The organism is Cylindrospermum sp. FACHB-282 (assembly GCF_014697195.1).
In the GTDB taxonomy this organism is placed as follows: Bacteria; Cyanobacteriota; Cyanobacteriia; order Cyanobacteriales; family Nostocaceae; genus Cylindrospermum.
Genome location: NZ_JACJRJ010000007.1, coordinates 103,344 through 124,155 on the forward strand (window position 1 = coordinate 103,344; position 20,812 = coordinate 124,155).

The following is a 20,812-nucleotide window of genomic DNA, read 5'->3' on the forward strand; positions in this document are numbered from 1 at the left end:
AAAATTAAAAAATCACATCTCTATGACAAATACTATTAGTATTACTGATTCTAGTATTCCTTGCCCAGCCTCCCAATCAACAATCATTCGCCTGGAGAATGTTTTTAAGGTTTATAGCAGTGGGGAAACAGAAGTTCGAGCGCTCAATGATGTCAACTTGATGATTGAAAAGGGCGAATATTGTGCAATTATGGGCCCTTCTGGTTCTGGTAAATCTACAGCGATGAATATTATTGGCTGTCTGGATCGCCCCAGTTCTGGACATTATTATTTAGATAACCTGGATGTAGCACAAATAAATGATAGAGAGTTGGCGCGGATTCGGAATAAAAAGCTAGGGTTTGTGTTCCAACAATTCCATTTATTAACGCAACTATCAGCACTAGAAAATGTGATGTTACCGATGGTGTATGGTGGTGTCAAGCCCGATGAAAGACGCGATCGCGCCGCCGATGCCCTGAAACAAGTAGGTTTATCCAACCGCCTCCACAACAAACCCACTCAATTATCGGGTGGACAACAACAACGAGTTGCGATCGCCCGCGCCATTGTTAACCGTCCTGTCGTACTCCTAGCCGATGAACCTACCGGCGCCCTCGATTCGCGCACCACCCAAGAAGTATTGGATATTTTTACCGAACTCAATGCCAGCGGCATCACCGTTGTGATGGTGACACACGAATCAGATGTTGCTCGTCAAACCAAGCGCATCGTTTGGTTTCGTGATGGTGAAGTAGTACACTCTCACATCACCCCATCTGAGTTAAATCAACTTGTGGTTTCTTAATTCACAATGAAAGAATTTTACAAACTTGATGTTTTGCCCGTTTGCGCTTGCGTTTCAATCGGCTTGACATCCGTATAACCCATTTCACCAGAAATTGTCCGCAGGATGGAAATTTGCTCTTCAAAATCTAGTTCTTCAAGTCGGGAAAGCAAATCGTTAATTGCCTTAGTTGACTCATAATTATCTGGCATTCCCACCACCGTGTCTTCCATCTCTTCTGCCCAAACATACCAAATGAACAGCTGGTTGTTTTCTTTTAACGCCCCATAGGCACGAGAATATTCTGTATCCTTGCGGTTAACGATATCCCGCATAATTTGTAGTTGCTGCTCATCAGATAATTCCAAATAGTCTTCTACTAGCAATGGTGCTAATTCAGGTTCGGCGGCTCCTGGGGCTGCTGGAGTGACCGAATCTCCCATCTTTTCATAAACAAAATATAGCCAAGCTAATTTGGCATCGGTATCTAAATTCTTAAAATCTGCTACTACTTGTTGAGTTTCCTGTCCTTGAGCCTGAGCAACACCTTTGTTGTAACTAGCAGTCATAATTTATCTCACAGTAAACAGTGCAAACTAAGAAATATCAAAGTTTTAGACTCACATTCTACCTCCTATAGAAAGAGTTCGATTAATTGTATGTTGTAACTTCTCTATGGCTTCTAATAGATGTAAATATCTCTCTCAAGGTATGCAGGGATTAGTGAATCACTTTGGTAAAATCTCCCCATCAATAGAAAGTTAGTCTAAGGTGTTAATTATGTCTGACGTAGTGAAGCCCAATATCAATGAAGCTCCCACCCATGATGCACAATTAGCTGCTGAACAAATGGTTAGCGGTAAAGAAAAAACGCCAAAGGTTGATTTTGAAGCTGATTATACAGCTGCACAGCAATTCAGTGTCAGTGAAATCGACCGCACAGAAGAAGGTGCAGCAGCAGCTGAAGCAGCGACTGCACCTCAATATGAAATCATTGAACCAGAAGAGGCAAAAACTGTAGCACAGCCTACTGGTAATCCTGATGATTATGCAGAAATGGCTAAAGAAGTTGGAAGTTCTAGGGATGAGGCTGTTACTAGTGTCAGTGATGATTTAGTACAAAAAGCTTTGAAAAAAGGTCAAGCAGCTAAGAAGTAACTCGAAAATAAAAATTCAAAATGAAAAGTTAGGTTCGTAGTGGGCACTTCAGTGCCCAAAAATTACTAAGTATGTCTACGTCCTATCTTTTTTTAATTTTGAAGGCTCAACCAATAGATTAAGCATCTAACAACTCTTAATCACATCCAGCAGTTCCCTTGGTTGATGAATTAAAAAATTTGGATTTTGCTTGGTTAATGCTTCTGGAGAATTGAACCCCCAAGTCACTGCAATCACCTTAATATTGGCTTTTTTGGAAGCTTCTATATCTCTGGTTTCATCTCCCACATAAATAACTGATTGAGGTTTGAGTTGCCTTTGTCTTAATACATTATTGATGATTGTTGTTTTGCCAAAAATTGTTACCCCTGAGTTGATAAATTCAAATAGATAATCTAAATCATTTAACTTGAGAAATTCAGTTACATTGTCTTGAGAATTAGAAGTAATAATTCCTAGCTGATAACCTTGATTTTTAAGTTCTATTAAGGCTTCTTGAATTCCTGGTATAGGTTTGAATTCGTGGATTTTATCTTTTAATTCTGCTTTAACTTTTTTCAGCAGAAAAGGTATCTTAAACAGAGAGATACCTGAATATTTAATAATTTCTCTAGCAGTTAAATTTCTCAGGAGAGCAAGTTCATTGGGAGTAATTTGTATATAACCAAACTCTCTGGCTAAACGATTAGCAATACTTACAAGAGCATCCACTGTATCCGCAATCGTGCCATCAAAGTCAAAAATTATCACTTTCTGGGTCATTCTTTCGCCTAGATGCGTCGAGATTAGCGCTAGCATTCCGTCTTAACATTTGTGGTTTAATGCGCCGCAACGCTGATGCTGTAAATTTTTTATCCCACTCCTGATCTGATATTTCTGCTAATTCTATCAGCTTGGGGGCTACATTCCCAGGATAAGGCTGAAAATCTGCCACATCAGTTACCTGAGCAAACCGCTGATTCCAAGGACAAACATCTTGGCAAATATCGCAACCAGCAACCCAGCCTTGCAAGTGGGGTGCGACTGTCTGGGGCAATTTATCCGCCCGATTTTCAATCGTATGATAGGCAATGCAGCGATTGGCATCTACCACAAACGGCTCAGTAATTGCACCTGTAGGGCAAGCCTCTATACAACGAGTACAAGTACCACAATGTTCTGTAGACGGGCGATCGCTCTCTAGTTCCACATTTGTCAGCACTTCTCCCAAAAATACCCAAGAGCCATACTCCCGCGTGATCACATTACCATTCTTGGCAATCCAACCAATTCCGGCCTTTTGCGCCCACACCTTATCCTGCACTGGGCCTGTATCTGCGTAATAACGAGCTTGAATACCTTCATCAAGTGATTCTAGCCAAGTAGCTAATTGCTTGAGTTTTTTGTGTATAACTTTATGATAATCCCTGCCCCAGCCATAACGGGAAAATTTAGCGTATTCCTCACCTTCAGGACGTCGATCAGCTGTGTAGTAATTTAGAGCTACACATACTAGCGATCGCGCTTCTGGCATCACTAAGGCAATATCCTGGCGCTTAGAGCTGGTCATCCACTCCATATCGGCATGATAACCCAGCGCTATCCATGCTTGTAACCGTTGCCTCTCTGTAGCATCTACCCCATCAACAGCAGCAATGCCAACTTTGTGAAATCCCAACTCTTGGGCTTTTTCTTTGATTACACTGCTGCTTGTTAAGGCATACTGATTCATTTTTCTTATTTGAAGTTTGCTTTCTTTACAGCATTCTCATTATATGCTATGTCGCCAATCCCTTGGGTGTCCGTTTATGGCTTCCATCATTGGGAATATCTCAAAAGCGCCTTTCTTTTTCCCTGATTTTGTTGTGAAATTGATGTTCAGCTAGGGTTATGTAGGTAAGCCAATGACAGCTACTGAATTTGTGTCCCAAACACAGCCAAGGGTAAAACTCCAGATTGAAGGAATTATAGAACCCAGGATACTGGATTATTTTGTCACTTTAAACGCCGGAGAATTTGCAGCAACCGCCGCCTTATTCGCCAGGGATGGTGTAATGCATCCACCATTTGAATCTGGTATTGTGGGGACTGAGGCGATCGCTGCCTACCTACAACAAGAAGCCCAAAACATTAAAGCTGATCCTCGCCAAGGAATAGTTGAAATCTTGGCAAATGACCATATACTCGTACAAGTGACAGGTAAAGTCCAAACTTCTTGGTGTAGTGTTAATGTACTCTGGTTGTTTAAGCTCAACCAAACAGGGCAAATTACTTACACCAAAATCCAACTTTTAGCCTCTCCTCAAAAGTTACTTGCTTTGCATCCGCCAAAAAAATAACAAACAGCTTGATAATGCTGCATTCTAGTTCAAAAATACATCTAGGGATAGATATAAGGCTTTAAACTTTTTGCTGAAAATCTTATTCGTTGAACCCGTAAGCTAGTATTCTGTTGGCATAGGGTATTCGGATATGTCCAGAGCAAGCAGCCTCATAGAACCAAGAATCCCCTGACTTTTAATCAGGAGATTGCTAATTAACTAGCTCTGGTAGAGTCGCTTCTAGCTTGAGACAGTTAGCACCATTAACCTGTAACTGGTACTCTACTTTATCCATCAAACGATTCATAATTAGCCAACCATAACCACCTTCTTTTTTCTCCACAGGATTTGGCGGAAAGTAGGTAGACATATCGAAGCCTTCGCCATAGTCCCAAACCTCTATTGCCAGATCCCGATTTTTTAGTTCCAAACGCAGTAAAATTGGCAAATTTGGCTTGTCTTTGTGGGCATGACGTACTGCGTTAGTGTATGCTTCCACCAACGCCAGTCGCAAACGACTTGATTGCCGTGACCAATCCACGGATTCTCCTAGTTGGGCTTTCAAGCATCCCAACAACCAACTTTCGACGATGTTTAAAAAATTCAAGTCACTTGGTACGTGAAGCTCACTTTTCATTACTTACAAAACCTCCAGCGAGAGTATAGTTTGGTCATCTTCTTGAACATCGTTATCTGCCTGGATGCGAGCTAGTAAATTGTTAAGACAAAGTGGTTGGTCTGCTTGTTGTAAAACTTGCCAAAGACCTTCCTGATTGAGCATAGAACGCTTAACTGGCTGAACGCTACCCTCAGTTTTTCCGGTTAAATAGAAATCATGAGACACCATAGCTTCTGTAATCCCATCACTGGCTAGCAGTAGTGTGTCTCCAGAAGCAAGAATTAAGCGCCCAGATAGTGCCTGCCACTTAGGTAATATTCCTAAGGGAACGCTGCGGACTTTGAGGTAATTGGGCTGGTTACCAACAGTTGCTTGGCCTGACCAAAGGAGGGGATAGATGTGACCGGCATTAGCGTAGACGAGTTCTTTGGTGCTGGGCGTATAACATGCTATGACAAGAGTTATGAAGTAATTGTTACTGATTAAATCATCAGCTAGAGCATAGTTGAGATTCTGCATAATCACATTCGGCTCGGCTGGTGCTTCTTGAGACAATTCCCGGCGCAATACCGAAATTGCACTAGCCATGAATAAAGCCGCGGGGACACCTTTACCGGATACGTCACCTACTGCTATCCACAAGTCGCCTTTGGGATGTACAAAGACTTCAAAAAAGTCCCCTCCCACTTCTCGCGCTGGGTAACAGCAAGCTTGCACTTTCGCCCCTTGGATATCAGGTAAACTTTGGCGGAGCAGGTTGTTTTGAATTTGGCGGGCCACCTCCAACTCAGCCCGGAGTTGCTGTTGCTTTTCTTGGAGGCGCTGGTAGAATTTCGCTTGGGAGAGGGCTAAGGCTGCTTGTTCAGTAACACCTGCAATCAGTTGAATGTCTTCTTCTTGCCAGGGATGCTCGCTTCCCGACTGGTAGAGGGCCATAACAGCCAGCAAGTGTTGCTGGTAGGTAAGGGGCACAACTAGGTAGTGGGAGGGATGACCATGATTTGTATCTTGAGTAAGTTGATAATGGCGGGTTTGGAAAACTTTTTCAATTAAAGGATGAGGGTTGAAGGACTGATTAGAGGCATTGGATTTGGGATCTTGATAGGAAAACTGATCCTGTATGAGGCGATCGCCCTCTATTGGTCTGAGTAAGCAATTAGTGGCTGCAAATGTTTGTCCAATGGTCGCTACAATCTTTTGTAGCATACTGTCGTAGTCGCGAGATTCCCGAATTGCTGTTGTTACCGCATTAAATAAAGACTCTCGCCGCAGAGCGCGACGCAACTCCTGTGTGCGCTTCTTAACTACGCGATATGTATCAGTAGCTTGCCCGACTAATGCCTTAAGCCTGTCAGGACTCCAGGGTTTAGTGATGTACTTGAATACCTGACCAGAGTTAATTGCATCTACCAAATCTTCGACATCAGTAAAACCAGTTAGCAAAATCCGAATTGTGTCAGGAAAGCGCTCCACTGTGAGACTGAGGAATTCAGTGCCATTCATATCTGGCATTCTTTGGTCAGAGATAATCACAGCCATCTCGCCTTCTTCGTCTAAGATTTCCAAGGCTTTTAGGGCATGACTGGCTTTATATACCTTAAAATCTCGCCTAAAGGTGCGGTAGAGTAAATCTAAGTTATCTGGCTCGTCATCTACCACCATGAGCTTCAGTTTGTCTATCTCTGTCTCAGTCATATTTGACTTTAATTTTCAGATATTTAAATGGCAAGATAGGGCAAAATTTATCCCACTTGAGAACCAGCAAACAAAAACTAATCATTTAGTCATTATTAAAGAGAAACTACCTATTCCCAACTGATAAATCAATCTTTCAGGTGTTGCAAATTTTCTTTCGTCTCCTCAAGAATGGCTACATTCCACAAATCAACCTATCCAACTAACCCAGAACGCAAGGCGCGGACGGCTGCTTGGGTACGGTCATCAGCACTTAGCTTATTCAGAATATTACGGACGTGAGTTTTAACAGTTCCCACTGTGATATAAAGTCTTTCCGCAATTACTGCATTGCTACAACCTTCTACTATCAACTGTAACACTTCTAGCTCCCTTTCTGTCAGGGTGTAGAGGTCAATAGCCGCTTCATTCTCCCCCGACTCTGGATGAAAGACAAAATTTTTTGTATCAGAAGATACTTCCAATTTATGTGGATTTTGTTGGGCTTGTTGCAAGACAATCCGAGCGATCGCCGGATCGATCCAAGCGTTACCATTGTAAGTAACTCGCACTGCTTCAAGCAAATTATCGAACTTGATATCCTTCATACAGTAGGAGTCTGCTCCGGCGGCAAAAGCTGCCAACACTGCTTCTTTGTTATCCCGTAGTGTCAAAATTAACACTTTGATGGCTAACTCTTGGCCACCATTAATCGATTTCAACTCCCTTGTCAGTTCAATACCATCCTTATCTGGTAACCCAATATCTATAATCGCAATATCTGGTTGTAGTGTTTTTAACATTTTTAGTCCCTCAGTAGCATTGGCAGCTTCCCCTACAACTTCAATTTCTTCTTTTTGCAGTAGTGCTGTCCGAATACCCACACGGGTGAGGTCATGATCTTCAATCAGAGCAATCCGAATTTTACTCATAGCCAACTTGTGCCCGTTACACTACCTTAACTTTGACCTTCCCTCCCCTCCACATCGCTCAAGGGGAGAGATTCTGCTTTCCACCAGCCAACCTATGTGTTAGATCAACTTTTTTGAGGTTTTGTCAAGCTGGTTTGGTGAGCGCTTTCACCTTTTGTCTAACTGATGCCATAACCGAAGACTATCTATTGTCTTACTTGAGAATTAATGTATAAATACTCCCAACTAAAATCAATCGCTTACTGTTTTTTAGTCTGTTAGACGTGGATCTATTTTTTTAGCTTAGTCCAAAAAAAAAGCCTCATACCGTAATGGTACACCGTACCCTGCTCTGAGCAAGCTACGGTGTTGAGATGAATTTTAGGTCTTGGGGGTTTCATTAGAGTTATCCAAAATTGGTCAGCGTCAACAGCATAACTTCGTAATTTGTTTAACCTAAGTTCTGACAGCCGCTACCCTGTGAATCCCCGTAACAAAGAGTGCAGGAAGCTTTGAGTTCTCCACCCATGAAAAAATTTGATAAACTAAACGTTCGAGATAATCCGGTGTGAGTCTAATCAAGAATAGGCTATGTTTAAACCGCCTAAAGTGTTTTCAGTGTTGGGGTTACCAGTTCATGTAATGACAAATTATCCAGACTGGTTGCTAGAATGCCTGCAACAAGGCAGAGGAACTCATGTGGTAACGCTCAATGCCGAAATGACGATGCAGGCAGAGCGCAATTTATCCCTAGCGAAGGTCATTCAAAATGCTGAACTAGTGATTCCAGATGGAGCAGGGGTTGTTTTGTACTTGCAATGGCTGTTGTGGCAAAAAGTACAGCGTTTTCCGGGGATTGAACTAGCAGAAAAACTGTTACAAGAACTTGGACAACATTCGACCGATGCCAAAGTATTTTTTTATGGCGGCGCACCTGGAGTAGCTGCAAACGCCGCAGAGTTATGGCAGCAGGAAGTTCCTCTTTTGAGGATCGCAGGTACTTACTCTGGCTACCATTCTCCAGAAGAGGAAGAAAAATTGCGGCAAACTCTTGCTCAATTGCAGCCACAAGTGATTTTTGTCGGCTTGGGAGTACCACGTCAAGAGTTATGGATTGCCGAAAACCGCCATTTATGTCCCCAAGCAATTTGGATAGGCGTTGGTGGTAGTTTCGATATTTGGTCAGGAACGAAAACTCGCGCTCCCGCTTGGTTGGGAAATAACAATTTAGAGTGGTTATATCGGCTTTATCAAGAACCTTGGCGTTGGCGGCGGATGTTGGCTTTGCCTGAGTTTGCTGTGAAAGCCTTTATTTATCGCTTCACCGCCAGGGGTGTAAGCTGAGTTGCGAGTGCTGAGTCTTGAGCGCTAAGTGATAATACGTAGTTTTTCCTTGGGTCTTCAAGAAAATTTAAATTTTCTTTTTTGGATTTGATATTCCCAGGCATAACCTGGGAATCCTTATTTTGGGGAGACTTTTGGTTGTGGATGTGAGGAAAATTTAGCAATGCCAATATCAACAACTCAGGAAAATACTGACAAATCCGTTCAGATAGAGGATGAAGAAAATCAACAGCACAGTCATCAGACTGCGGCAATGGTGCAATTACGCGCTGTCACAAAAACTTATGCTAATGGCTATGATGCGCTGTTAGATGTGAGCATAGAGATAAAACAGGGAGAATTTCTGTTTATCACTGGCCCTAGTGGTTCTGGTAAATCTACGCTTCTGAAACTGCTTTATGGGGAGGAGTTACCTACACAGGGAGAAGTAATTGTTGATGAATTTAATGTAGCGGCTTTGCGAGGCGATCGCTTATCATCATTACGCCGCCGCATCGGCATTGTTTTTCAAGACTATAAACTGATTCCCCAGCGAACAGTGGCGGAAAATATAACTTTTGTGCTGCAAGCACAAGGGTTTACCCGTAAGGAAATTCAACGGCGTTTAGAACCAACTTTAAAGTTAGTGGGTTTATTCTCCAAAGCTGACAGATTTCCTGATCAACTTTCTGGGGGAGAACAGCAGCGTGTGAGTATTGCGCGGGCAATTGTCGCCACCCCACCACTATTATTAGCAGATGAACCTACCGGAAACCTCGATCCTGATAATTCCTGGCAAGTGATGCAGATTCTCCAGAAGCTAAATTCCTTTGGGGCTACGGTAATTGTCACTACCCACGATGAACAATTGGTTCGGCGGTGCAATCAACCAGTGGTGCAAGTCCAGAATGGACGGCTATATCGAAAATAGTCAATTAGACAGGGTGGGGAGAATGAATAAAAATAAACATCCAATATACTTATAAATAGCAACTGCCAGATAATTAGGCAAAAAGGGTGTATCTATGAGTAAATGGCAGAAATTTGACTCAACAAAATCGCCATTTTTTCCATTTGTAGCAGGTCGCTCTATTTTTGTCTTTGCCAGCATTTTGTTATGTTCAGCATCAAGTGTTGCAATGGCTGGGCTGTATCCGCTAAATATGGCACAGTTAACACAGACATCACCAGATGCAACTCGCGCTGCTGCCAAGAAAGCATATGATTCGGGAAAGCAACTATATCAGCAAGGAACAGCAGCCACCCTGCAACAGGCGATGGGAGAATTTACAGTAGCCCTTTCACTGTATCGTGCTGTGGGCGATCGCTTATCCGAAGCCAACACCCTCGCTTACATCGGCAAAATCAACTCAAATTTAGGAGAAAAGCAACAGGCCCTAGATGATTACAACCAATCTCTGCGCCTATTTCAACTGGTGCAGGACAAAACAGCAGAAGGGACTACCCTAAACAACATTGGCAAAATCTACTCAGATTTAGGCGAAAAGCAGAAAGCGCTCTCATACTACAACCAATCCTTGCTCCTCAGGCGACAGGTGGGAAACAAGGCAGGGGAAGCTATTTCCCTGAATAACATTGGCTCTGTCTACCATTCCCTCAGAGAATACCAAAGGGCACTCTCTTATTACAACCAATCCCTGCCTCTAAAACGACAGGTGGGAGACAAAGCAGGGGAAGCAACTACCCTGAACAACATTGGCAAAATCTACTCAGATTTAGGCCAACAGCAAAAGGCGCTCTTATATTACAACCAATCTCTGCCTCTATACCTACAAGTGGGGGACAAGGCAGGAGAAGCGACTATCCTGAATAACACTGGCAAAGTCTACTCAAATTTAGGCCAACAGCAAAAGGCGCTCTTATATTACAACCAATCCCTGCCTCTATACCGACAGGTGGGTAACAAGGCAGGAGAGGCTCGTAACCTTTATAATATCGCCTCCCTTCAACGCGACAGCGGCAATCTTAACGCCGCCCTGACTCAGATAGAGAGCGCCATCAAAATTGTGGAAAACCTGCGGAGCAAAATTACTTCTCAGGAACTCCGCACCTCTTATTTTGCTACAGTGCAGGACTATTATCAGCTATACATTGACCTGTTGATGCAGTTACATAAACAGCAACCAGCCAAAGGATACGATGCTCTGGCTCTGTTCGGGAGCGAACGTGCCCGCGCCCGCAGTCTTTTGGAACTGCTCACAGAAGCTAACGCCGATATTCGTCAAGGTGTAGAACCGAAGTTGCTCTCCCAAGAACGGGACTTGCAGCAACAACTTGATGCTTTAGAACAACGCCGACTACAGATATTAGCTGGTAAATATACAGAAGCCCAGGGGCAAGCCTTAGAAAAAGAAACTGAAGTACTTCTAGAACAGTATCGGCAAGTACAAACACAGATCCGCGCTACTAGTCCACGTTATGCAGCGATAACTCAACCTCAGCCCCTGACACTGGCACAAATTCAGGAGCAGGTACTCGATGACAACACTTTGCTTTTAGAATATTCCCTGGGAACGGAGCGTAGTTATGTTTGGGCAGTTACTAACAAAAGTATCACCAGTTATCAACTACCCAAGGGTGCAGATATTGAAGCTGCTGTCCAAAAATTCCGTCAAGCTGTCACCACCCCATATCTAAGAAATAGCCCAGCTATCGATGCTCTATCTCAAATTATACTTGCACCAGTAGCCCAGCAACTGGGACAGAAACGCTTAGTGATTGTTAGCGATGGTGCTTTGCAGTATGTACCATTTGCGGCGCTAAATACACCTCATCCACAAAGCAGTAACTATGAACCATTATTGCTAAACCACGAAATCGTCACTTTGCCCTCAGCCTCTACATTAGCTGTCCTCAGACGTGAACATAAAGGACGGAAACTTGCTCCTAAGACGTTAGTGGTGTTGGCAGATCCCATTTTTAGTAATGATGATGAACGTCTTCAAGATAAAAGGCAAGTGTCTCGCCCAGATGGGGCAATAGAAGGCAATTTAGATAGGCTGGCTTTAAATAGATCCGCCGAAGACTCAAATATTAACTTTACGCGTTTGCAGTTTACACGCCAAGAAGCCGAGCAAATTCTTTCTCTTGTACCTGTGAATGAGGGTAAGCCAGCTTTTGACTTTACTGCTAGTCGTACTACAGCCACCAGCAATGAGTTGAGTCAATATCGCATTGTACATTTCGCTACTCATGGCATTCTCAACAGCAAGCATCCAGAATTATCAGGTGTGGTGTTGTCGCTATTTGACAATCAAGGAAGACCGCAAAATGGGTTTTTGCGCTTGCACGATGTTTTCAACCTCAACCTACCGGCAGAACTGGTGGTACTCAGTGCCTGCCAAACTGGACTGGGAGAGGAAGTTAAGGGAGAAGGATTAGTGGGGTTGACAAGAGGGTTTATGTATGCTGGTAGTTCGCGCGTTGTAGTGAGTTTGTGGAGTGTGGATGACGAGGCAACATCGGAACTGATGAAGGTATTCTATCAAAAAATGCTGCAAGAAAAATTAAAGCCTGCGATCGCTCTGCGGGCTGCACAGATAGAAATGTGGCGCGCTCAAAAGTATGCCGCGCCTTTTTACTGGGCGGCTTTCACTTTACAAGGTGAATGGAATTAAAGAGTAGTGCCAACGGTGGAATTCAGGCTAAAATTCGAGCTTTAGCTTTTGTATGTATGGGTGTCAAAGTTGCGCCGGGGCTGGATGGTAAAACACCCAAGCAATCAAGGGTCTGCAAACTGTTGAAAGCTGCTTCTCGAATTACTGCTTCTTTTTCCCGACTGACTAAGAGTCGCAAGCATTCGATAACATCTTGCTGCACTGAAGCATCAACTTGCTTCCGGGTAAGGAATTTAGTTAGTTGACGCACGGCAAGCAACCGCTTTAAGGGATCTGTTTCTGTTAAATCGAGCAACAGTTGATCGATGTGGTCTTCCTCTCGGCTTCCGTAAAGGCTGAAGATTTGCCACACCAATAAAACTAGAGTTAACAGCATCCCGACACCTTGGACAATCACACCAACGGCAATCCAGGGGCTGTTGGAATCAACCCAGATTGCAGCTGCCATGTAAGTACTGACAGTGGTAATACCGCCACTCCCGACTGCTAAGGCTAACCGACGGTTTGAACCGTTTAAAAATCTCCGAATGTCGAACAAGCGTTTTTGCCAGTCCCACTTCTGCATTGAGTAAGCTAATACCATGACCCCAATGCCGACTCCCAGTGCTAACACCAGTTTCCAGTTCCACAACAGCATGGCAACGACGATTGTCAAGAACCCAAGAATGCCCCCAGGTTCAGAGAAACGCTTTAAATTAAGCTGCTTTGGGCTTCCTGTCTTAATCTCTGGAAGCGACCAGTTGGGGATCTGGTTGAATAATTGCCGCCAAGAAGACGAAGCCTGTGCCACAGTGTTTACCTACTAAATTACAAAAAATTTTAAAAGCAAAAACGAAAGTCATCAAGGGTGAATTGACCATCAAAGGCGCAGAAGGTCACGCTTTTAATGTCATTGGCTGCTACAGATAATAAGATATTGGGGGGCAGCGTTGAGTTAGAATTTGCCAGATTAGCTGCTGGTAGTGCTGATTGGCTTAGGAGTTGGCGATCGCGATCGTAAGCGGAAAGCACTAACTGCTGAGAACTCGTGACCAAAGCACTAACCTTGTTGACAGGACTCAAAAAAGTAGCTTCTAAAAATCCATTCTTGGGCGATCCCATTAAGACTGTCAACCCTGAATGGCAAGGAAATGCTGGATTTGATGCCTGTATTGCCAAGGAATTGGCAAAAATCACCCCCCAGTGCTCATACTGGCGTTCTACTGCTTCAAAGCATTTTAAATCTTCAAATTTTAGATAAATACACTTAGGTATATATCCCCTAGCGGCATTAATAGATTCCTCTACCTGGTCTGGCAAAGCTGAGGCTAGTACTTTTTTTGGCAGATCAAAGCTGTCAAGGGCAAATTTAGCATCTTCAAACCTTGGCACTTGATTCGATGGAAGAGTAGCTTGCTTCACCATGACATCCCGCTTGAATATTGCCTAGAAAATATTAATCGCTTTTTTCATTAAGCGTTTCGACTATTGCTTGACGCTCAAAATTGTCCATGAGTTCTCTGTTACAGTACCACAAAAAAATTTTAGCCGGAATTTATAGCGGTTGTTATCCAAATGTATTTTGACAATTTCTCGAATTTAAATATCTCAGAATCTAACGGTGGTAAGAAGTTTTGGAGTTATTAGTTCGCTGATAATAAACAAGGATGGGGAATTTTAACTCCATAGGTAACCATGACCGATTTACGCAAGTTTTACTCATGGGAGTTAATTACACGAGTGGAAATAAATACTTATGTTTCAGCCACTGGGATTTGAGCAACGCTCCATAAATACCTCCCTAGGTAAAATCACATATTATACTGCTGCTGGCTCACCTTGGCAGGATAAAATCACCGCCAAACCTGACCGAGAAACTTTGGTATTTTTGCATGGGTTTGGTGGTGGATCTTCTGCTTATGAATGGTCGAAAGTTTATCCCGCCTTTGCTGCTGAATATCGAGTGATTGCACCAGACTTGATCGGTTGGGGTAGGTCTGAACATCCAGCACGCAATTATCAGATTGAGGATTATTTGACGACGATTCGGGACTTTATCGAGCAGACTTGTACAGAGCCGGTGACTGTGATTGCTTCTTCCCTAACCGCAGCGTTTACCATTCGAGTAGCGATCGCACATCCCAATTTATTCAAGTCCTTAATTCTCACCACTCCCTCTGGACTGTCTGACTTTGGTGAAGACTACTCCCGCAGCTTTTTTGCCCAGTTAGTCAGTGTTCCCATTGTTGACCGCTTGTTGTATAGCACTGGTATTGCCACTGAGGGGGGTATTCGCAGTTTCTTAGAGCAAAGGCAATTTGCCCAGTCTAATCGAGTATACCAAGAAATTGTCGATGCTTATCTACAATCTGCCCAGCAGCCGAATGCTGAGTACGCAGCACTGTCTTTTGTACGTGGTGACTTATGCTTTGATTTATCTCTTTACATTCAACAGTTGATCACTCCTACTGCCATTATTTGGGGACAAAAATCACAATTTACCGGACCTGAAATCGGTCGCCGCTTTGCCGAAATAAATCCCCAAACAATCCGATTTTTTCAACAGTTAGAAGGCGTGGGTTTAACGCCACAATTAGAATTACCGGCAGTGACAATTGGCTTAATTCGTCGCTTTTTGGCTTTGCTTAATCAGTGATTTCTAAATTGATCAAACAAAGCTAAGTAGGTAGGTGGAGGAAAATCAAAATATATTTCGTTTTGTAAAATGACTAAAACTCAACCAAAATAACGCATCAAACTAACTTTACATATCGTTACGCATTTTGGTTATCTCACATCCACCTACTTAATTGCGGTTTTTCTGTTTTGGCAATAAAAAATTTCCCCCATACCACCAGGCAATGGGGGAACAGATGCTCAACAAAAATGATAAAATTATTTGTTTTTCTCTCTGACATCGATAACAGTAGCGTTAAAGTTATAGTTGAACCCGTCTAATTCAAAGGGCATACCAATTTTCACTTTACTGTTACCAATAACGAATCCACGGTCAGTTTTTTTGGCTTGACCGTCTAAAGTCAAAAGCAAATCTGTACTAAAATTATTTGTTTTTGGATCTGGCAATTCTTTAACAGTCCCATCAGGTTGGGAAACATTAATTGTTCTCGGTAGCTGTTTAATAGATTGAATTTCAATCTGACCGTAGGATTCATTACGGATAATTACATTAGTTTTACCGCCTTTTTTTAATCCGTTGTTGAATAACTGCTCAGGGTCACGCACATTCAAACCACGGACTACTAAATCTACTTCGATAGGTACTGTTTTTGTACCGACTTGGGCAACTGAACCGGAAGTTCCCGGAAATACAAAGATGCCAAATATAACTAGTAAAATTACTAGTACTGCACCTAAATCCAGAAAATTAATTTTGCCAAACAAGCGACCTTTGGAATCTAAAATAGCCATAACAAATTTTCCCAGATATGAGCGGAGTAATTGATTGTAGCAGCAAGGTTTTTGAAGGAAAGGGGGATCTTCCCTACTTAGTAACCAGGACTTACACAAATTAGCGCAGGGGCAATTAATGAATTGCTCCTAAATTTCGTACTTGATGCCTAAGTTCTAGTAACAACTCGAAGCGGCTGGGCGTTGCGATTATGCGCCAGTCTATCATGACTGCGGAAGCTCCGAGCGGTAGCAACCGACCTTCTGAGTTGTGGTGACGGAAAAAAGCCCGTTGGGTTTCATTAACTCGGTGCTTTTTGGCAGCATCACACAAGATTTTGGGTGCAAAGGAGATTCTCCAAGCCGCCAACTAGCATTGGCTGACCAATTTTGGACAGGTTTTTCCCAAGGGTGGAATTCTCAAACTCCTTATTGCACTTAGTACCTAACTATTAAGCTGTTACTTCCTTGAGAAATTCATCCTAATTTTGGGCTTTTTTAATGGTGTTTTGATGCGCCTCTTGACGCATCCTACCCGTAGCGTGCGTTAGGGAACGCACGGATTAAGATTTTCAATGAATAAAACCAGCGTACATATTTAGCGTTTTTTGTCAATGCGTAAGTCCTAGTATTTCCATGAAGACACTTTTTAGGGATATGGGAGCTACAGGGGCGATATCACCTCTTCAGTCTTAAGTTTAGAATGCAACATATAAGGCTCTAAATCCGTCCCTTAACTTAATGTTCTCTGACAATTATCTTCCGACCGGATTATGAACAATTGGAAAGGCTATTTAACAAATTACCGTTTGCGGCAACGTCGCTGGTTTTATCCGTTAATTTCGGCAGTAGTCGCCCTTAGTGTGTGCCTGAGCAATCCTTTGCCTGGAAGGGCTTTAGACATTTGGCAGATTATACGCAAGGGATCGGAGATCGCACCGCAAGTAACGCAGATAATTCAACTGTCTGGTTTATCGATGAGAGACGAAGTTGAACTTGGTAAGCAGATGAATCAGGAATTGCAAGACGGAGGTGTGCGAATTAACCGCAATCCTGAGATAAATCGCTATGTTGAGCAAATTGGACGGCGTTTAGTAGCTAATAGCAGTCGCCCCAATCTCCCTTATACCTTTCAGGTAGTTGATGATAATGCTGTTAACGCTTTTGCAACCCTAGGAGGCTTTGTTTATCTCAACACGGGTTTACTGAAGACCGCAGACAATGAAGCCGAACTAGCTAGTGTTATCGCCCATGAAATGGGTCATATTGAGGGCAAACACTTAATAGAACAGATCCGGCAAAAATCCATCGCTAGTGGTATTGCTACAGTCACAGGTTTAAATCGCAATCAAGTAGTAGGTATTGGTGTAGACCTAGCCCTCAACCGCCCTCTCAGTCGTCAAGATGAATTTAATGCTGACAAAAGAGGATTAAGCACTTTGACACGGGCTGGTTATGCCCAATCTGGAATGGTTTCGTTTATGACAAAGCTGCTCAGTAAGGGTTCTGGTCCCACATTTTTGAGTACCCATCCCGCAACTGGCGATCGCATTAATGCTCTCAAACGTCAGATTAATGCCCAACCTAATAATGGGAGTTACGGGTTGGATAATACCGCTTATCAAGCTAATGTCCGAAGATTTGTGCGTTAACACTTGCTCGCTGATTATGCTCGCTGTTTATTGCGGCGATTAATTTGGACTTGGGTCGGATCAATGTTAATTACTGCTTCTTCCAAGGGTAGAAAGCGGACGCGATCGCTAAAAACGTTAGCTTGATAAACCAGGTTATTTGTTGCATCAAATCCAGTCAACCAGCCACTCCGGGGATGATAAGCACCAGTATCGATGTCTAGCCACCCTTGTCCTTGGGCCAGTTTACCAGCAGTAACACCAGGTAGAGTAAAGGTAATGGTATGGCCGACGATAATCAGCTTATCTGAAAAGTATGGCTGTTGAATGCTGTGAAATTCATCGCGTATCCAACAAAGTTGATCTGAAGTTTGTTCTGCCACCGATTTAGCTGGATCAACACCTGCATGAGCTAACCATATATCCCCCAAGTCGAGATATGTAGGCAAAGTCTTAAACCAATCGAGATGTTCATGGGGAATTATGGCTGCGTCGTAACTGGCAAGGGTTGCTTGCCCACCACTGTACAGCCATGCTTGCATAATTGAAGAAAAGTTATCTCTATTCTGACTCAGAATGCTTAATAACATCTGCTCATGATTGCCTAGCAAACAAGAGTAGTTACTTTGCTTCACAAACTCTACTACCTGAGAGCTTTGAGGCCCGCGATCAATTAAGTCTCCTAAAAAATAGACTTGATCTTCTGATGTGGGAGCGATCGCCTCCAACAATGCCATTAAACCTTTGTAGTGACCATGCACATCCCCAATGACAATTCTACGATGACTTTTTTTGCTCATTGGCTCTTAGCTTGAATAATTTAGCTGAACACTCCTGCTACAGTTTAAGCTGTCTACTTTCCGAAAACAAAGCTCAAAAAAATTGACATCTCTAATTTTAATTTAATTTTTATGGTACAGGTCTGGTTAACTTGCGAAACAATTATCCAATAAATTAGTGATTAGAGGCGTAGCGATCGCTTAAAATTTAGCTAATTCTTGTATAGCTAACTCTCAATCTTACAATGTCTGATACATTTTCTGCTGAAATTAGCTCACGCATCTGCAAGCACATGAATGAGGATCATGGTGAAGCCATAGTCCTTTATACTCATGCTTTTGGCGGTGTAACAAATGCCACAGCAGCCCAGATGCTGTCAATTGATGCCCAAGGGATGAATTTAACAGCACAAGTAAATGGAGAAACGATACCAGTTCGCATTCAGTTTGATCATGTTTTAGCAGATGCAGAAGATGCACATCAAACCCTAATTGCCATGGTGAAGCAAGCGCGGGTACAAGCAAAATAAAAATCGCGTCAGTGAATCTCCTAGCTTTTTGGTTTATTAATGCCGCCAAAAGCTGATAATGGGTAATCGGTTCTGCCAATTACCCATTAATGCCTAGGGGTTCGCGCAGCATCTTTGAGAGAAGTCATATCATCTCTGGCTAATTTAGTTATGATTCCTACATCTGTGCAAAAACAGGGTTTCCCTATTTCCCCATGCCAGAAAGCAAGAACTGCATTCTTAATGATAAGTCTTTAACCGGACACGACATCAGCCCTAGGCATCACCTTTTCAATCTTCCGCTTGCAACAGCCAAAAGCCAGTGTAAGTCATCCCCGAATCATCAGGTTGCACCAACAAAAAATGCAATCCCCGACTTTGCTGTTTCCGCTGTTCATAAACCTTAGCGGCAGCTGTCACTTCTGAATCGTCAAACGTCGCCACAATCCACCTATCTTGCAAACCAGCTTCTAAAATTAAGCCATCAGGCGCACCAGTAATGTAATTTAACGCCACAGGATCAGCTTGCTGTAACCAACGTGCTAAACCCATCGATTGCCTTCCCCCATAAATTATCACACCGGGAATGGACACCGTTGAGGCCAAACCGAGATTAATCGGTTTGAGAAATTCTGGTATGTGTAAAATGGGAATCGGGCGTTCTGTAAAAACATCAGCAATATCACCCGCTGGGAGTGTAGCAAAGCGCCACTTATCCCCCCAGAGGTTTTCTGGTAATGGTGCTGGAGGTGGTTTTTCCACCGCTAAGGGAAATTGCTTTTCTTGCAACCACTGTTTTAATGCCAAAGTGCGGCGGTTAGGTTCAACATGAATACCTAAAGTGCGTCCAGCGGCTGCAATTAAACTCAAAGACTGAGGACGAAACACCTGAATTACATCTGGCAATTTTTTATTAGCTGCTAGCTGAAGTTGTGCAGCAACCCAAGCCGAATTCGCTTGTGATTGGGGACAGGTAGCTGCATACTCAAAGCTGCGAGTCTGATCACAAATCGACAACTCCCATAATACCTGCCCTGTGGCATCCTTGAGCGGACGCTTGTAAAAATCAGCTTGCCAAATTGTCATGAGTTAAAAGAAAGGAATAAATACATCAAAAAAATTAGCAAATCTAGCTAATATCTCGCGCTAAAGTAACAGCATGATGGCGGATATGATCTTCAATAAAACTAGAGATAAAATAATAACTGTGGTCGTACCCTGTTTGGTAACGCAAGTTGAGGGGCTGATTAACTGTTGCACAAGCTTGCTCAAACACCTCTGGTAATAATTGCTCAGTTAAAAATTTATCAGCAGTTCCTTGATCAATGAGAATGGAACTATGATATCCCACTTGCTTAACTAATTCACTAGCATCATAAGCCATCCAAGTTTCTTGATTACTTCCCAGATAACGGCTAAACGCTTTTTGTCCCCAAGGGCAGCGTATAGGTGCAGTGATAGGTGCAAAGGCGGAAACTGATTTGTATAGCTGTGGGTTTCGCAATGCACAGACTAGCGCCCCATGTCCCCCCATAGAATGACCAAAAATGCCTTGTTTATCAGGTTGGGTAGGGAAGTGTGCGTTGATTAAAGCGGGTAATTCTTCGACGACATAGCTATACATTTGATAATGCTGATGCCAATTTTCTGTAATAGCATCAACATAAAAGCCTGCACCTGTGCCAAAATCCCACTCGTCATCCTCACCCACAATACCTGTATTTCGGGGGCTAGTATCCGGTGTAACCAACATTAAACCGTACTCCGCCGCGTAGCGTTGCGCCCCCGCCTTCACCATAAAATTCTCTTCTGTACAAGTCAACCCGGAGAGGAAATAGAGAACCGGCACAGGTTTTTGTGTTGCTTGTGGTGGTTGATAAACAGCAAAGCGCATTTCTCCGTTACAGGTTGAGGAGAAATGGCGATAAAAGCCAACTTTGCCACCAAAGCATTTATATTCTGAGATGAGGTTAAGATTAGTCATGAATGATTCGTTATTAGTTAAATGTAAGATGTGTTATGGCAATCTTATTTGAGGCGTTGCTGAATTAGAATATGAAATTGGGAAATTCAACCTTTTTAAGCTTGATTCTTTGCGTCTTTGCGCCTTTGCGCCT

General features: G+C 43.0%; 22 protein-coding genes. 9 read left to right on the plus strand and 13 right to left on the minus strand.

The window, feature by feature from the left end; genetic code table 11:
* Positions 1 to 22 precede the first annotated feature (22 nt).
* Positions 23 to 787 (plus strand): ABC transporter ATP-binding protein, encoded by a 765-nt coding sequence (locus H6G32_RS05720; RefSeq protein ID WP_199328008.1) that lies wholly within the window; start codon positions 23 to 25, stop codon positions 785 to 787.
* Positions 788 to 804: 17 nt separating this feature from the next.
* Here the strand turns inward: H6G32_RS05720 and H6G32_RS05725 are convergent, their stop codons facing one another.
* A complete protein-coding gene (locus H6G32_RS05725; protein ID WP_190455988.1) occupies positions 805 to 1,335 on the minus strand; it encodes an orange carotenoid protein N-terminal domain-containing protein in 531 nt (176 codons plus the stop codon).
* A 211-nt stretch (positions 1,336 to 1,546) separates the two neighbouring features.
* On the opposite strand from H6G32_RS05725, the gene H6G32_RS05730 reads away from it, so the two are divergent.
* Complete coding sequence (locus tag H6G32_RS05730; RefSeq protein WP_190455989.1) at positions 1,547 to 1,924, plus strand: hypothetical protein; 378 nt, start codon at positions 1,547 to 1,549, stop codon at positions 1,922 to 1,924.
* Between the two features lie 126 nt (positions 1,925 to 2,050).
* Here H6G32_RS05730 and H6G32_RS05735 read toward each other — a convergent pair whose 3' ends face one another.
* Positions 2,051 to 2,686, minus strand: coding sequence for an HAD-IA family hydrolase (locus H6G32_RS05735; RefSeq protein WP_190455991.1), 636 nt, complete (start codon positions 2,684 to 2,686; stop codon positions 2,051 to 2,053).
* Entirely contained in the window at positions 2,661 to 3,635 is a 975-nt protein-coding gene (queG, locus tag H6G32_RS05740) for a tRNA epoxyqueuosine(34) reductase QueG (RefSeq protein WP_190455993.1), read from the minus strand. The genes H6G32_RS05735 and queG overlap by 26 nt, the downstream gene beginning before the upstream one ends.
* A gap of 172 nt (positions 3,636 to 3,807) precedes the next feature.
* Here queG and H6G32_RS05745 point away from each other — a divergent pair, with 172 nt between their 5' ends.
* Complete coding sequence (locus H6G32_RS05745; protein ID WP_190455994.1) at positions 3,808 to 4,242, plus strand: nuclear transport factor 2 family protein; 435 nt, start codon at positions 3,808 to 3,810, stop codon at positions 4,240 to 4,242.
* Positions 4,243 to 4,435: 193 nt separating this feature from the next.
* Here the strand turns inward: H6G32_RS05745 and H6G32_RS05750 are convergent, their stop codons facing one another.
* The 3 genes from H6G32_RS05750 to H6G32_RS05760 all read right to left on the minus strand — a co-directional run bounded on the left by H6G32_RS05750 (position 4,436) and on the right by H6G32_RS05760 (position 7,449).
* Positions 4,436 to 4,861 carry an ATP-binding protein gene (locus tag H6G32_RS05750; protein ID WP_190455996.1) on the minus strand — a complete coding sequence of 142 codons (426 nt, stop codon included), beginning with the start codon at positions 4,859 to 4,861 and terminating at the stop codon, positions 4,436 to 4,438.
* Between the two features lie 3 nt (positions 4,862 to 4,864).
* Positions 4,865 to 6,538 carry a SpoIIE family protein phosphatase gene (locus H6G32_RS05755; protein ID WP_190455998.1) on the minus strand — a complete coding sequence of 558 codons (1,674 nt, stop codon included), beginning with the start codon at positions 6,536 to 6,538 and terminating at the stop codon, positions 4,865 to 4,867.
* Between the two features lie 194 nt (positions 6,539 to 6,732).
* Complete coding sequence (locus tag H6G32_RS05760) at positions 6,733 to 7,449, minus strand: response regulator transcription factor (protein WP_190456000.1); 717 nt, start codon at positions 7,447 to 7,449, stop codon at positions 6,733 to 6,735.
* 570 nt (positions 7,450 to 8,019) lie between these two features.
* On the opposite strand from H6G32_RS05760, the gene H6G32_RS05765 reads away from it, so the two are divergent.
* The 3 genes from H6G32_RS05765 (at position 8,020) to H6G32_RS05775 (ending at position 12,389) form a co-directional block, all read left to right on the plus strand.
* The gene (locus tag H6G32_RS05765; RefSeq protein WP_190456001.1) at positions 8,020 to 8,772 is read left to right on the plus strand and encodes a WecB/TagA/CpsF family glycosyltransferase; all 753 of its coding nucleotides are present in this window, start codon (positions 8,020 to 8,022) and stop codon (positions 8,770 to 8,772) included.
* A 163-nt stretch (positions 8,773 to 8,935) separates the two neighbouring features.
* Entirely contained in the window at positions 8,936 to 9,682 is a 747-nt protein-coding gene (gene ftsE, locus H6G32_RS05770; RefSeq protein ID WP_190456003.1) for a cell division ATP-binding protein FtsE, read from the plus strand.
* A 94-nt stretch (positions 9,683 to 9,776) separates the two neighbouring features.
* A complete protein-coding gene (locus H6G32_RS05775; RefSeq protein ID WP_190456005.1) occupies positions 9,777 to 12,389 on the plus strand; it encodes a CHAT domain-containing protein in 2,613 nt (870 codons plus the stop codon).
* Positions 12,390 to 12,411: 22 nt separating this feature from the next.
* Here H6G32_RS05775 and H6G32_RS05780 read toward each other — a convergent pair whose 3' ends face one another.
* Complete coding sequence (locus H6G32_RS05780) at positions 12,412 to 13,179, minus strand: armadillo-type fold-containing protein (RefSeq protein WP_190456007.1); 768 nt, start codon at positions 13,177 to 13,179, stop codon at positions 12,412 to 12,414.
* A 29-nt stretch (positions 13,180 to 13,208) separates the two neighbouring features.
* Entirely contained in the window at positions 13,209 to 13,793 is a 585-nt protein-coding gene (locus tag H6G32_RS05785; RefSeq protein WP_190456009.1) for a hypothetical protein, read from the minus strand.
* Between the two features lie 331 nt (positions 13,794 to 14,124).
* On the opposite strand from H6G32_RS05785, the gene H6G32_RS05790 reads away from it, so the two are divergent.
* Positions 14,125 to 15,024: an alpha/beta fold hydrolase gene (locus H6G32_RS05790; RefSeq protein ID WP_190456010.1), complete on the plus strand. Its 900-nt coding sequence runs from the start codon at positions 14,125 to 14,127 to the stop codon at positions 15,022 to 15,024.
* Positions 15,025 to 15,263: 239 nt separating this feature from the next.
* Here the strand turns inward: H6G32_RS05790 and H6G32_RS05795 are convergent, their stop codons facing one another.
* Complete coding sequence (locus H6G32_RS05795; RefSeq protein ID WP_190456012.1) at positions 15,264 to 15,797, minus strand: DUF4330 domain-containing protein; 534 nt, start codon at positions 15,795 to 15,797, stop codon at positions 15,264 to 15,266.
* Positions 15,798 to 15,912: 115 nt separating this feature from the next.
* Positions 15,913 to 16,146, minus strand: coding sequence for a hypothetical protein (locus tag H6G32_RS05800; RefSeq protein ID WP_190456014.1), 234 nt, complete (start codon positions 16,144 to 16,146; stop codon positions 15,913 to 15,915).
* Positions 16,147 to 16,549: 403 nt separating this feature from the next.
* On the opposite strand from H6G32_RS05800, the gene H6G32_RS05805 reads away from it, so the two are divergent.
* Positions 16,550 to 17,428 carry a M48 family metallopeptidase gene (locus tag H6G32_RS05805; protein ID WP_190456016.1) on the plus strand — a complete coding sequence of 293 codons (879 nt, stop codon included), beginning with the start codon at positions 16,550 to 16,552 and terminating at the stop codon, positions 17,426 to 17,428.
* Positions 17,429 to 17,442: 14 nt separating this feature from the next.
* Here the strand turns inward: H6G32_RS05805 and H6G32_RS05810 are convergent, their stop codons facing one another.
* The gene (locus H6G32_RS05810; protein ID WP_190456018.1) at positions 17,443 to 18,207 is read right to left on the minus strand and encodes a metallophosphoesterase family protein; all 765 of its coding nucleotides are present in this window, start codon (positions 18,205 to 18,207) and stop codon (positions 17,443 to 17,445) included.
* A 224-nt stretch (positions 18,208 to 18,431) separates the two neighbouring features.
* Between H6G32_RS05810 and H6G32_RS05815 the strand changes: the two genes are divergently transcribed.
* Complete coding sequence (locus tag H6G32_RS05815; protein ID WP_190456020.1) at positions 18,432 to 18,716, plus strand: DUF2470 domain-containing protein; 285 nt, start codon at positions 18,432 to 18,434, stop codon at positions 18,714 to 18,716.
* Between the two features lie 270 nt (positions 18,717 to 18,986).
* Here H6G32_RS05815 and H6G32_RS05820 read toward each other — a convergent pair whose 3' ends face one another.
* Both H6G32_RS05820 and fghA read right to left on the minus strand, forming a co-directional pair.
* Entirely contained in the window at positions 18,987 to 19,781 is a 795-nt protein-coding gene (locus tag H6G32_RS05820; RefSeq protein ID WP_190456021.1) for a Tab2/Atab2 family RNA-binding protein, read from the minus strand.
* A gap of 43 nt (positions 19,782 to 19,824) precedes the next feature.
* Positions 19,825 to 20,679, minus strand: coding sequence for an S-formylglutathione hydrolase (gene fghA / locus H6G32_RS05825; protein ID WP_190456023.1), 855 nt, complete (start codon positions 20,677 to 20,679; stop codon positions 19,825 to 19,827).
* Positions 20,680 to 20,812: the final 133 nt, after the last annotated feature.